The 13,056-nt window shown below is 49.0% G+C and carries 12 protein-coding genes; 11 read left to right on the top strand and 1 reads right to left on the bottom strand.

What is annotated here, in order from left to right; genetic code table 11:
- Positions 1–3 precede the first annotated feature (3 nt).
- The 6 genes from PSAB_RS12790 (at position 4) to PSAB_RS12765 (ending at position 7,014) form a co-directional block, all read left to right on the top strand.
- Positions 4–987, top strand: a complete 984-nt coding sequence (locus tag PSAB_RS12790) for a bile acid:sodium symporter family protein (protein ID WP_025334973.1) — start codon at positions 4–6, stop codon at positions 985–987.
- A gap of 148 nt (positions 988–1,135) precedes the next feature.
- A complete protein-coding gene (locus PSAB_RS12785; RefSeq protein ID WP_084266518.1) occupies positions 1,136–1,981 on the top strand; it encodes a GNAT family N-acetyltransferase in 846 nt (281 codons plus the stop codon).
- A gap of 68 nt (positions 1,982–2,049) precedes the next feature.
- Positions 2,050–2,325, top strand: a complete 276-nt coding sequence (locus tag PSAB_RS12780) for a Rossmann-fold NAD(P)-binding domain-containing protein (RefSeq protein WP_025334971.1) — start codon at positions 2,050–2,052, stop codon at positions 2,323–2,325.
- A gap of 279 nt (positions 2,326–2,604) precedes the next feature.
- Entirely contained in the window at positions 2,605–3,522 is a 918-nt protein-coding gene (locus PSAB_RS12775) for a cation diffusion facilitator family transporter (RefSeq protein ID WP_025334970.1), read from the top strand.
- A 125-nt stretch (positions 3,523–3,647) separates the two neighbouring features.
- Positions 3,648–6,305, top strand: a complete 2,658-nt coding sequence (locus PSAB_RS12770; protein ID WP_025334969.1) for a sensor histidine kinase — start codon at positions 3,648–3,650, stop codon at positions 6,303–6,305.
- Positions 6,298–7,014: a response regulator gene (locus PSAB_RS12765; RefSeq protein ID WP_025334968.1), complete on the top strand. Its 717-nt coding sequence runs from the start codon at positions 6,298–6,300 to the stop codon at positions 7,012–7,014. Before PSAB_RS12770 ends, PSAB_RS12765 begins: the two co-directional genes overlap by 8 nt.
- A gap of 132 nt (positions 7,015–7,146) precedes the next feature.
- Here PSAB_RS12765 and PSAB_RS12760 read toward each other — a convergent pair whose 3' ends face one another.
- A complete protein-coding gene (locus PSAB_RS12760; RefSeq protein WP_025334967.1) occupies positions 7,147–7,896 on the bottom strand; it encodes a class I SAM-dependent methyltransferase in 750 nt (249 codons plus the stop codon).
- Positions 7,897–8,137: 241 nt separating this feature from the next.
- On the opposite strand from PSAB_RS12760, the gene PSAB_RS12755 reads away from it, so the two are divergent.
- From PSAB_RS12755 to kdpC, 5 genes are all read left to right on the top strand, one after another.
- On the top strand, positions 8,138–8,470 hold the full coding sequence (locus PSAB_RS12755) for a hypothetical protein (RefSeq protein ID WP_025334966.1): 333 nt from the start codon (positions 8,138–8,140) through the stop codon (positions 8,468–8,470).
- A 136-nt stretch (positions 8,471–8,606) separates the two neighbouring features.
- Complete coding sequence (gene kdpF / locus PSAB_RS26565) at positions 8,607–8,687, top strand: K(+)-transporting ATPase subunit F (protein ID WP_084266517.1); 81 nt, start codon at positions 8,607–8,609, stop codon at positions 8,685–8,687.
- A gap of 24 nt (positions 8,688–8,711) precedes the next feature.
- The gene (gene kdpA / locus PSAB_RS12750; RefSeq protein ID WP_025334965.1) at positions 8,712–10,388 is read left to right on the top strand and encodes a potassium-transporting ATPase subunit KdpA; all 1,677 of its coding nucleotides are present in this window, start codon (positions 8,712–8,714) and stop codon (positions 10,386–10,388) included.
- A gap of 25 nt (positions 10,389–10,413) precedes the next feature.
- Positions 10,414–12,441, top strand: a complete 2,028-nt coding sequence (gene kdpB, locus PSAB_RS12745; RefSeq protein ID WP_025334964.1) for a potassium-transporting ATPase subunit KdpB — start codon at positions 10,414–10,416, stop codon at positions 12,439–12,441.
- Positions 12,442–12,457: 16 nt separating this feature from the next.
- Positions 12,458–13,027, top strand: a complete 570-nt coding sequence (gene kdpC / locus PSAB_RS12740) for a potassium-transporting ATPase subunit KdpC (protein ID WP_025334963.1) — start codon at positions 12,458–12,460, stop codon at positions 13,025–13,027.
- Positions 13,028–13,056 lie beyond the last annotated feature (29 nt).

Here is a 13,056-nt window from a genome sequence, read left to right as displayed (position 1 = left end):
CCCATGCTGACCACTGTAAACCGGATGTTTGACCGAATTATGCCATGGATTACCCCCACGAGTTTGATTGCCGGTATGCTGTTCACCGTTTGGTTAAAGCCTTACGGTTATTTATCCACCTGGTTGTTTGCTTTTATGACGCTGGCTGGAAGTTTGGGGACAAGCTCCAGAGATTTCGTCCGGGTGTTCCGGCGACCGGCGCCGATATTGTGCGCTCTGATTCTACTACATTTTGTAATGCCGCTTGTTGCGTGGTTGTTTGGGATGACTTTCTTTGGCGGGGATGCTGAGACGATTACCGGCCTGGTGCTTGGAACCGCCATTCCGACAGGCGTTACGACCTTATTCTGGGTAGCGCTCAAAGGCGGAGACGTGACCTTGACCATTGCGGTCATCCTGCTGGATACGCTACTTGCTCCGTTCGTCGTCCCAGGGATGCTGTCTCTCCTGTTTGCTTCGGAGTTGCATATCGATGCGCTGGGGATGGTATGGAAGCTCCTGCTCATGATCGTGTTTCCGTCGCTGCTTGGCATGTTCATCAATCATGTGACCCGGGGAGAGGCAGAGCGGGTATGGAAGCCCCGGCTCGCACCATTTTCCAAGATCGCACTCGGGGGAGTTGTTGCGCTGAACGGGGCATTCGTTGCTCCGTTCTTCATTCATTTTGAATGGAAGCTTGCCTTGATTCTTGCCACAGTGATCCTTCTTACACTCATCGCCTACCTATTCGGATACTCGACAGGCCGATGGGGATGGAGGAAGGAAGCCGGGGTCACGATTTCACTGACTTATACGGTTGGAATGCGAAACATAAGCGCTGGAGCGGTAATTGCGACTACGTTCCTGCCGGCAGCCGCGGCGCTGCCCGTTTGTATAGCCATGCTTGTTCAACAATTGATGGCATCCATGGTAAGCAGCGTGCTAAACAAATTAACAGATATTAAGCTGATCGCCACCGATAGGTACCCGTTGAAAAAAGTAAAGTAACGTTCAAATGAATAAATAATATATTTTGCGTCGACGGAACAGACTTAAAGTGTTAAAATATTCTATAATTTTACTTAACCCGGAAGCATTTCTTGTTTTAATTGCCGCTGGCGCTTTAATCTGCTTAGCCGTATTGAGAGGGGGACAAATGATGATTGAGCTTGCACGCGAGGATTATTACAAAGCGCTGCCGCTGCTTGACCAAGTGAAAATCAACACAATGTTTGCCGGAGTGGTACTGAGGCAACATATTCCAGGCCATGTCTATGTAGATTCCCGGGAGAATCCCCGTGCATTTTATGTAGCTCATCCCTATAGAATGTCACTGTTGTTCGGTGATTCGGGAGATGATTCATTCACTCACGGACTATATGATTACATAACGAATCAATCAGCAGCAAGGCAGCAGATGGAATGGCTGCAGGCCGATCCGGCCGGAGAATGGAGCAGGGTCATTGATTCGATGCTGACCTCCCATAACGACAGTCTTGAGAATCGCGGTTTGTCGCCCGAAGATTTGGAAATGAAAAAGATTCAAAGAAACACCAGAGTCAACTTCAGCTTTGACCGTGACGCCTACCTGAATGCGAAGCGGGACTTTCAAAAGCACGAAGAGCCAGTAGTCAGTCTGACCAAAGAATTGTTTTTTGCCCAAAGCGGCTCGGTAGTTCCTCGTTATTTCTGGCGGGATGCCGAGCATTTTGCCGAGAAGGGTGTAGGTTATTCCTTGTTGTCGGAGGGAGAAGTCGCTTCTTCCTCATTCTCAGCCTTCCTGACAGCCAGTCAGCTTGAGATTGGAATCGAGACGGCAGATACCCACCGGGGAAAAGGATATGCCACCTCCGTATGCTCTGCGCTAATCGACTATTGTCTGGAGCGTAATCTGGAGCCGGTATGGGCCTGCCGACTGGAAAACAAAGGGTCGTACAATTTGGCGCAAAAGCTGGGTTTTCGGCCGTCGGTCACTTTGCCTTATTATCGTCTGCCTGTATAATACTGAACCAAACAGAAGTTAAGCTAACTTAAGAAGCTTCCAGAACGAATTTTCTGGATACGTCATCTTTGACCAGAACGTCGAATGTCATTGACGATTATGCGGACACGGTGGGAGCAATGAGAAGCTTCGCCATAGAAGTGAACAAAAAACAGCCCGGTGATCCAGCCAAGCTCGCGCAGGCTTTCATCCGTCTGGCAAATGCCGAACAGCCCCCGGTTCATCTGCCGCTCGGCAACGACACTCTGTCCCGTTACATTGAAAAAACAGCCAAGTTTCAAGAAGAAGTTGAAGCGTGGTACACCGTCATTACGGGAACAGATCACGACGACGTGGCACAATAATCATGACAAAAAGTGTGAATTCAAGCATTGCAATGATTATCAAGCCATGTTAAAGTAATTCAATGGTCAAAATGATTGAAATGTGGTGCTTTAAATGAATGAATCGGCTAACACAAAATCATATAAATTCCAAAGTCCTAAATCCTACGTGATTTAGGACTTTTTGTTTCCTTTGAGCAACAAATATGGCGCAGGGAATTTTTTATGCATATGGACAATCTAGTGGTGGAAGCACACGGGTAAGGCATGTTTTGGTGAATTATAATGGGGGGCTTCGTTATGACTACTCTGAGTCGATCAGCAAATATTATAGCAATCTGGATCAGTTTAATTAGTAATTTATTATTAACGGGTATCAAAATCATTGTGGGCTTTTTATTTAACAGCCAGGTATTAATTGCCGATGGCGTACATAATGCAGGGGATGTTATCGCAACAATAGCTGCACTGGGTTCTGCGCAGGTTGCGAAGAAACCTAAAGACTCGGATCATCCATACGGGCACGGCCGTGCAGAGATCATCGGTTCCGCAATGGTAGCGATCATCATGTTATTTGCGGCTTTGTTCATTGCTTACCATTCCATTGAGTCGTTTTTACACCCTGCTGCTGAAGCAAGCTATATCGCGCTAATTGCTGCGGCCATTTCTCTGATTTGGAAGCAATGTCTGTACTTTTACTGCATTCATTTTGGAAAAAAAGAAAATAGCAAAAGTCTGATCGCGACTGCCTACGATCATTTAGCCGATGTGTATGCATCGATTGCGGCCGTTACAGGAATCGGAGCCGCGCTGATCGGCGAGAAATACAGCATTGGAATACTAAGCTATGGCGACGCGCTGGCCGGTATTTTAGTTGCATACTTTGTTATCAGGCTCGCATACCACATGGGCAAGGAAGCTGTGGATATCCTGATGGACAAATTGGTAGCGCCGGAAAAGCTTTTGCAATATGAGGAGCTTGTTTTTTCGGTGCCGGAGGTTATGCGTATTGATCGTATCCGGGCAAGAGAGCATGGAACCTACGTTATTATCGATATACGTGTCGGGATTCCCGCGCATCTTAGTGTTCAGGAAGGGCATGATATATCGCGCAAAATAAAACAAACAATTATGGAGCGGCATCAAAATGTGCAGGAAGTATTAATCCATATTAATCCGTGGTATGCGGAAGAAGACACCGATTTACTGGCAAAATAGCTTTCATTTTTCTTAATGCAATCTTAATGCTTACGCCCAAAGTCGTAATACGATGCTGATTTTGCGCATGCTATACTAACAACTAGAAGAAGATAGAATAAGGATTATCGGAAAGCGGGCTTGGAATGGAAGGCATACCGGCAGAAAAAAAACGGGGAAAGCTGAATATTTTCATCGGTTACGCACCGGGCGTCGGAAAAACCTATGCGATGCTCAGCGCCGGAAAAGAGGAACAAAAGGACGGGATTGACGTTGTCGCCGGATTCATTGAATCCCATGACAGACCCGATACGATGGCTCTCCTGGAAGGATTGGAGCTAATGCCACCATTGACAATTTCCGGCGCAGGAGCTGCGATAGAGGAATTCGATTTGGACCTGGCGCTTCAAAGAAAGCCGGATCTCATATTATTGGACGATCTGGGCCATACCAATGCCGCAGGATGCCGCCACAAAAAAAGATATCGGGATGTTGAAGAATTGCTGCGGGCGGGGATTCATGTCTATACAACGATTAATATTCAGCAGATTGAAAGCCTGACGGACATTGTCGCCTCGATTACCGGAATCTCCGTTCACGAACGCATTCCTGACAGTGTGTTTGACAGTGCGGACCAGGTAAAATTGGTCGATATCGAACCGGATGATCTGATCGATCGTCTTCATAAGGGGAAGATCTATCGTAATGATGAAGCAGAAGAAGCTCAGGCCCAATTATTCACCAGGGAAAAGCTGACCGCCCTTCGTGAAATTGCTCTACGCAGTACAGCAAGCCAGTTGAACCGTATCGCCATCCAGATCAGCGAACAGGCCAAGAGAGATGAATACAACACGAAAGACCATATTCTGGTCTGTCTCTCCTCGGCAGCTTCCAACAAAAAGGTGATTCGCACCGCGGCGAGAATGGCGGAAGCCTTTCACGGCCGGTTTACCGCTTTATTCGTGGAAACTCCGGAAACTATGGCGCTGGCCTCCAAAAATAAAGAGGAATTACGGGGCAATTTGAGGCTGGCCGAGCAATTAGGTGCCCAGATTGCAACGGTGTACGGGGAAGACATCCCGGGACAAATCGCGGAATATGTCAAAACCAGCGGAGTATCCAAAATAGTGCTGGGAAGGTCGGAGAACAAAAAGAGAGGATTGGCAAAATCCAATGTGGTCGATAAGCTGACCGCGCTGGTTCCCAATATTGAAACTTACATCATTCCATACTCACAGCCTCCGAGCCCCAGGAAATTTCACCTGAATGCCAAGCCGCTCCATCTTTCGGCGTCTGATATTGCAAAGACCACAGCCATTATCGCAGGCTGCACTATCATCGGATTATGCTTTCAATACTTCGGATTAAAAGAAGCGAACATCGTCACGGTGTATATTCTCGGCGTCCTGTTGAACGCCATGATAACCAGAGGCAGGCTGTACAGCGTCTTTTCGTCGGTTTTGAGCGTACTTGTATTCAATTTCTGTTTTACGGAGCCGTATTTTTCCCTAAGAGTCTATGATTCCGGTTATCCGGTTACCTTTCTGGTCATGCTGGCTGCGTCTTTTCTGACAAGTACCTTAACGATGCGGGTACGGGATCAAGCGAGCCAATCCGCGCAAAAGGCATACCGCACAGAGGTGCTGCTCGAAACGAGTCGCAAATTGCAGCAAGCCCAAGACTTCCCGGCAATTATTGATGAAACGGCCCGCCAGATGGTGAAACTTTTGAACCGGACGGTTATTTTTTATTCCGTTCAGCAGAAAGGGTTGTCTGCGCCGATTATTTTTCCGAAAAAAGATTCCGGGAGTACCCCGGCGGTCTATATGGATGAAAATGAACAAGCGGTTGCCGATTGGGTGTACAAGAACAACAAGCGCGCTGGAGCGACGACTGATACTTTTTTTGGCGCTCATTGCCTCTACCATGCCGTGCGCGGCGGTGAAACGGTTTTTGCTGTGGCGGCCATCGTCATGGATCAGGAAGAACCACTGGACGTCTTTGAAAAAAGCTTGGTGTTTGCGATGCTCGGAGAATGCGGGCTTGCTCTGGAGAAGGAGAAACTTAACGGGCAGCAGCAGGAAATTTTCATGCAAATCCGGCAGGAGCAGCTCCGTGCCAATCTCCTTAGGGCGATTTCACATGATTTGCGTACCCCTCTCACCAGCATTTCCGGCAATGCGGGCATACTGATCGGCAACTCCAATGTGCTCAGCGAGGAACAGAAAAAAGGCTTGTATACCGACATTTACGACGATTCCATGTGGCTGATTAATCTAGTGGAAAATTTGCTGTCGATCAGCCGGATTGAGAACGGTTCGATCAATCTGAACCTTCAGGCTGAATTGATAGAGGAGGTTATTTCCGAGGCCCTGCAGCATGTAAACCGCAACAGCGTGAAGCACAGCATCCAATCAATCGTAGATGACGATTTGCTAATGGCCCGGGTCGATTCCAGACTGATCGTTCAGGTGCTGATCAATCTTGTGGATAACGCCATCAAGTACACCCAAGAGGGTTCATGCATTACGCTTTCAGCAATACGCGACGGGCAAATGGTGCTGATAGAAGTGTCCGATGACGGCCCGGGTATTTCGGATGAATCGAAGACCAGGTTATTTGAGATGTTCTATACCGGAGATAATATTCGCGGGGACGGACGCCGGGGTTTGGGCCTGGGGCTTGCTCTATGCAAATCGATCGTAAATGCCCACGGCGGCACTATTGGAGTAAGAGATCATTTTCCGAGGGGGACGGTGTTTTATTTTACCCTTCAGGCTGCGGAGGTGAGTGTGTATGAATAAACCTTTCATTCTGGTCGTGGAGGATGACAAGCCGATCCGAAAATTGATTACGACCACTCTGGAGACACAAGGGTATAGATATCACACGGCGGAAACAGGTGAAGTCTCCATTATCGAAGCAATTTCCAGACAACCGGATTTGATTATTCTGGATTTGGGGCTCCCGGATATGGATGGGGTAGATATCATAAAAAAAGTCCGGGATTGGTCGAACGTTCCCATCATCGTGGTCAGCGCGCGGAGCGAGGACCGGGACAAAATCGAGGCGCTGGATGCAGGCGCGGACGATTACCTGACCAAGCCCTTTAGCGTGGAAGAACTGCTGGCCCGGCTTCGGGTTAGTCTTCGCCGCATCCGCTATGACAGCGATAAGCTTCAGAAGGATGCTTCCCAGTTCATTAACGGGCCGCTTAGAATCGATTATGCGGCGGGCTGCGTTTGGCTGGATGAAGAAGAAATTCACCTTACGCCTAGCGAGTATAAACTTCTATGCCTGCTGGCCAAGAATGTAGGCAAAGTGCTCACGCATAATTATATTCTGCATTCGATCTGGGGCAGCCATCCCTACGATGTGCCCGCCCTGCGTGTATTTATGGCGACGCTACGAAAGAAAATAGAAAAAAAATCCGCACAGCTGCGGTTGATTCAAACACATATTGGCATCGGGTACCGTATGCTTCAGGTTGGCGATGATTTTAGCGACAGGTAAGGAAAATGTAACGAATAAGTGAAAATGAATCGAAATGAAATGACCATGCTCTTTGGAGCATGGTCTAGACTGTCGATCTATGGCTTCTGTATATTTATGGAATGATGCGTGGGAAATGCTTATTCTGTACTCTTATAGTTTTCTTGCTTTGATTACAAAAGTTAAAGGAAACATCTTCGCTCTTTTTACGAAATCGCTGTTATCGTCCCACGATTGCATAATTTCATCATCAGATTGCTCAATCATTTGCTCAATGACAAATCCCGCTTTTGATAGCGCATTCACATAGGTTGATAGTTTACGGTCCGATAATGTTAGTACACCTTCTCCGGCTAAATCAAGAGATACCGAATACCAAGATTCATCGAAATAACACTTGTTAAAAGCAAGCATATTGTTTTCTGCAACGACACATTTGTGTATAGGATGAGACCAACTGAAAATAAATACGCCGTCTTTTTTTAGGTAAGAAGCGATCCGGCAAAAAGTACCTTCAAGGTCGGTGGTCCAGCCTATGGCATAAATCGAATAAACAAAGTCAAAGTAATCCTCTGGTATGCCACATTCTTCTTCCATGGGAGAACAGATCAATTTTGCTGAAAGACCGCACGACGTCAAATGTTGCGTTGCCTTTTCGATTTGTTTCTCTGATATATCCATACCCCATAGTTCAGATGCTTTGCGGTCCCCCTGATATTGCAAGGATTGACCGTTTCCACAGCCTATCTCCAGCATCTTTTTTCCTGAGACATCACCAAAAAGTTGGCATTTTTCTTCAGAGACAAATGCTCCATAAAAAGGAAGCACGATTGCTTCTAAAAAGTCATTTCCTTTTGTATCCCAATAGAAGCTGTTTGTTGTATAAACTGCATTCTTGTCCATGCCGGCGCCCTTCCCCAATATAAATTTTCCGTACTTACGCATTATCCGACTACAGTTCATTATAGCATATAGAATGTCGATGGCCTGGACCATGCTCTTTTGGAGCATGGTTTTTTTATGCGGTTTGAGGCCGGTTGAAATCTTAATATTATCTTTATTTCTTTCAAGAAAACTCTAATCCTAAACTAACGGCCAGAATGTTACGCTGATTTCGGAACTTGATAGAAAGGATGGATAAAACATGAATGGGCTTTTCAAAGTGACGGGTGTAATTATCATTGTGCTGGTAATACTATACATCGCAAAAAAAGTATCGGCATATCTGAATTTGGTAAAGCCGACTATAAGCGGAGGTTATGAAGACAACGCTGTCTATCAAGCAGCTCAAAAGTTTGCTCAAGGAGTGTCTCATGACGAAATTCGGGACATTCTGCTTGGCAGCTATGAGTTTGATCAGCAGCGGATCGAGATGATACTGCGTTTGGCGCTTCCTCACCGGACGGATGGAGATGGAGGCTATCGCGCTTTCATTGAGGCTGTAAATCAGGTGCTGGGAGAAGAGATATATCATTGATATCTTAATGTTTTGGAGGAGGAAGTGTTACTGTGCTGGATCTTTATATGATTGTCACCCTATTGCTGCTTGTTGTACTCATGATTGGACTTTGCAAATGGGCATCCAAGACGATTGATGAAGGAAGTGACCGGGGATGATCTGGGGACTCGCTGTCATCATAGCTGCGCTGCTTGTATACCTGACCTACGCGCTTATTAACCCGGAAAAGTTTTAGCCAATGATTTCAGGAGGGATTCCCGTGACCACAACATCTTTACTTGCAATCGCAGTAACGGTATTGATTGCCTTGCTGCTTGCCCGCCCCGCGGGGCTGTATATAGCGGAAGTATTCAACTACGAGAGAACAGGACTTGACCGCTGGTTCGGCTGGCTGGAGAAGCCTGTCTACGCGCTCGGGGGAATACGGAAGGAGAACCAAAGCTGGAAGGAATACGCCCTGGCTCTGCTGCTAAGCAATTCGGTCATGATCCTGCTGGTATACCTCATCTTCCGCTTTCAGGGAGTGCTGCCGCTGAACCCAACCCGGATCGCATCCATGGAACCCACTCTGGCGTTTAACACGGCGATTAGCTTTATGACCAATACGAATCTGCAGCATTACAGCGGTGAAAGCGGCTTGTCTTATTTGTCGCAAATGATTGGCATTATCTTTATGATGTTTACCGCTCCCGCTTCAGCCCTGGCTGGCGCCATCGCCTTCATTCGGGCTCTTTCCGGCAAGCCGCTGGGGAACTTTTTCGTAGATATGATACGGTGCATTACCCGCATCCTTCTTCCGGTTTCCTTTGTGCTGGCGTTCGTGTTCGTGGCGATGGGCGTTCCGCAGACGCTGGAACCGGCAGCGGTGGCCCATACGCTTGAAGGAGCGACCCAGGAAATTGCCCGCGGTCCTGTGGCGTCATTTCTGTCGATTAAGGAATTCGGCAATAACGGCGGCGGTTTCTTCGGGGTGAACTCGGCCCATCCGTTTGAGAATCCGAGCGGATTCAGCAATTTTCTGCAAATCGTGCTCATGCTGCTGCTACCGGCATCGCTGCCCTTCACTTACGGGAAAATGGTAGGCAACAGGAAGCAGGGACGCGTACTGTTTGCTTCAATGGTTATGATGTTTGTGGTTCTTCTCGGCATTTCCCTGGCAAGCGAGAATACGGGTAACCCGGTGATAAATGCTTTGGGCATCCAGCATGCGCAGGGTTCGATGGAGGGCAAAGAGGTGCGCTTCGGCGCTGCCCAGTCCACCCTGTATTCGGTTGTCACTACGGCTACCGAAACCGGAGCGGTGAACACGATGCATGATACCCTGACACCAATAGGCGGTCTGGTTGCCCTTGGCAATATGATGCTAAATACGGTCTTTGGCGGGGTGGGGGCAGGTTTCATTAACGTGCTGATGTATGCGATGATCGCGGTCTTTCTGTCCGGACTCATGGTCGGCCGAACACCGGAGTTCCTTGGGAAGAAGATCGAGGGCAAAGAGATGAAGCTGATTGCGGTCACGCTGATTATCAGTCCCCTGTTGATTTTGCTGCCCACGGCATTCGCTTTGTATGCTCATCCGGATACCATTTCCAACCCAGGCTTTCACGGGCTGTCCCAAGCCTTGTATGAATTTACTTCTTCGGCGGCCAACAATGGTTCCGGCTTTGAAGGGCTTGGCGACGCGACACCGTTCTGGAATATTTCTACCGGCATTGTCATGTTTCTCGGCCGCTATTTCCCAGTCATTACCATGCTGGCTGTAGCCGGCTCGCTTGCCGCCAAGAAGAGCGTACCCGAGACGGCGGGAACATTCCGGACAGACAATATTTTGTTCGGTACCGTATTTATCGGCGCCGTACTGATCGTCGGAGCGTTGACGTTCTTCCCGGCCGTTGCGCTGGGACCGATTGCTGAATATTTGACGCTGAAGCCATAGAGCGGAACCGGATGGAGGAGAAAAAATGAGCACCCGTAAAAGCACATTATCAAGAGAAATTGTCAGTCAGGCCGTCAAGCAGGCCTTTGTCAAACTGGATCCGCGGATCATGATGCGTAATCCGGTCATGTTCGTGGTGGAAGTCGGATTTCTGATTACCTTGTTTTTGCTCTTTGTTCCGAACGCTTTTGGCGGAACGGTAACAACAGGCTTCAACGCCTCCGTGGCCTTGGTCCTGCTGTTCACCGTGCTGTTCGCCAATTTCGCTGAGGCTCTGGCCGAAGGGCGCGGCAAAGCACAGGCCGATTCGCTTAAGAAGACCAAGAAAGAAATTTCGGCCAATAAAGTGACAGGTCAAGGCGTCAAAACTGTCTCTTCCACAGAGCTGCGCAAGGGCGATGTGGTCATTGTTGCCCAAGGAGAGATGATTCCGGGGGACGGCGAAGTCATTGAAGGATTGGCGTCTGTGGATGAATCGGCAATTACCGGGGAATCTGCTCCGGTTATTAAAGAGGCGGGCGGTGACTTCAGTTCGGTGACCGGAGGCACCCGGGTCATCAGCGACCAGATTAAGGTCCGCATCACCAGCGATCCCGGAGAATCTTTTCTGGATCGGATGATTTCTCTGGTTGAAGGGGCGAAACGGCAAAAAACGCCGAATGAAATTGCGCTGAATACCGTTTTGGTCAGCCTGACCATTATCTTTCTGCTTGTTGTCATTACGCTGCCTTTCTTCGCGGATTATCTGAATATCCGGCTGGAAATCCCCGTGCTGATCGCACTGCTGGTCTGCCTGATTCCTACCACGATCGGCGGCTTGCTCTCCGCTATCGGGATTGCGGGAATGGACCGTGTCACCCAGTTCAACGTTCTGGCGATGTCAGGAAAGGCCGTTGAAGCGTCTGGCGATATCAACACGATTATTCTGGATAAGACGGGAACGATCACGTACGGCAACCGGATGGCCAGCGAATTTGTTCCGGCTGAGAATTACAGCGCTCAGGAAGTGGCGATGTGGGCGGCGATCAGCTCGGTCAAGGATGAGACTCCGGAGGGTCGCTCCGTACTGGAGCTGCTAAACAAGCAGGGGCTGTCGTTCCCTGAAAAATTGGCGGAAGGTGCGGAGTTTATCGAGTTCAAAGCGGAAACCCGAATGAGCGGCGTCGATCTGCAGGATGGGCGGAAGGTCCGCAAAGGAGCCGTTGATGCCGTGAAGCAGTGGGTTGCCGAACAGGGCGGCTTCATTCCGAAAGGGTTTCAGGAAAGCAGCGATGCCATCGCCTCTGCCGGCGGAACGCCGCTGGCCGTAGCCGTCGATCAAACGATCTTCGGTCTCATCTATCTGAAAGATACCGTTAAACCGGGGATGAGAGAACGGTTTGACCAAATGCGGAAAATGGGCATCAAAACGATTATGTGCACAGGCGACAATCCGCTGACAGCCGCAACGATTGCCGCGGAAGCAGGGGTGGATGCCTTTATCGCCGAGAGCAAACCGGAGGATAAAATCGCCGTCATTCGCCGGGAACAGGCGGAAGGCAAGCTGGTCGCCATGACCGGCGACGGAACGAACGATGCTCCCGCACTGGCGCAGGCGGATGTGGGGATTGCCATGAACAGCGGAACGGTTGCCGCCAAGGAAGCGGCCAATATGGTCGATCTGGATTCGGACCCCTCCAAAATCATTGAAGTGGTGTCCATCGGGAAGCAGCTGTTGATGACACGCGGAGCGCTGACCACCTTCAGTATTGCGAATGATATCGCCAAATATTTTGCGATTATTCCCGCGATGTTTATGGTGGCGATTCCGGAAATGAAAGTGCTCAACATCATGGGGCTGCATTCTCCGCTGTCCGCCATCCTGTCAGCGCTCATTTTTAACGCGATCATTATTCCGCTGCTGATTCCGCTGGCGATGAAGGGGGTCGCCTACAAACCGATGAGTTCTTCCAGATTGCTAAGCCGCAACCTGCTCATCTACGGTCTCGGCGGCGTCATCGTACCGTTTATCGGCATTAAGCTGATCGATTTGCTTGTTCAATTTATGGTGTAGGAAGGATGGGTTAACGGTGAAGACAATAACGGTTACAATAAGAACAAGTATCCTTCTGATGATTATTGTTATGATTTATCAATTGGCGGTGACGGGAATCGCCCAAGTCTTCATGCCGCATAAAGCCAACGGGAGCCTGGTATATGACGGCAATAACCAGTTGATCGGCTCCGAATTGATTGGGCAGACGTTTGTATCCCCCAGATATTTTCACGGCAGGGTCTCCAGCATTGAATACAATGCCGCTTCATCCGGCACGCCGAATTATGCCCCTTCCAATCCTGATCTGCTGCGGCGCGTTCAGAATTCGGTTACTAAGTGGAAGGCGGACAATCCGGATGTCCCAGTCAATAACCTGCCGGTTGATCTGATCACGAATTCAGGGTCCGGCCTCGATCCGGATATTTCCCCCGCTTCGGCACTGGCGCAGATTCCCAGAATCAGCAGCTTGACCGGAATCCAGAAGAATACGCTGGAGAAATTGGTGATAGAGCATACTCAAGGACGCGACCTTGGATTGTTCGGCGAAGAACGTGTCAATGTGCTGAAGCTGAATATGGCTTTATCGGAGCTGTTAGCGAAATAGCTCTGCGAATAGCCCTGTCCGCGATTTTT

This window comes from Paenibacillus sabinae T27, assembly GCF_000612505.1.
Classification (GTDB): domain Bacteria; phylum Bacillota; class Bacilli; order Paenibacillales; family Paenibacillaceae; genus Paenibacillus_AQ; species Paenibacillus_AQ sabinae.
The sequence above is the reverse complement of the archived record's forward strand: the minus strand, read 5'-3'. Positions and strand labels throughout refer to the sequence as shown.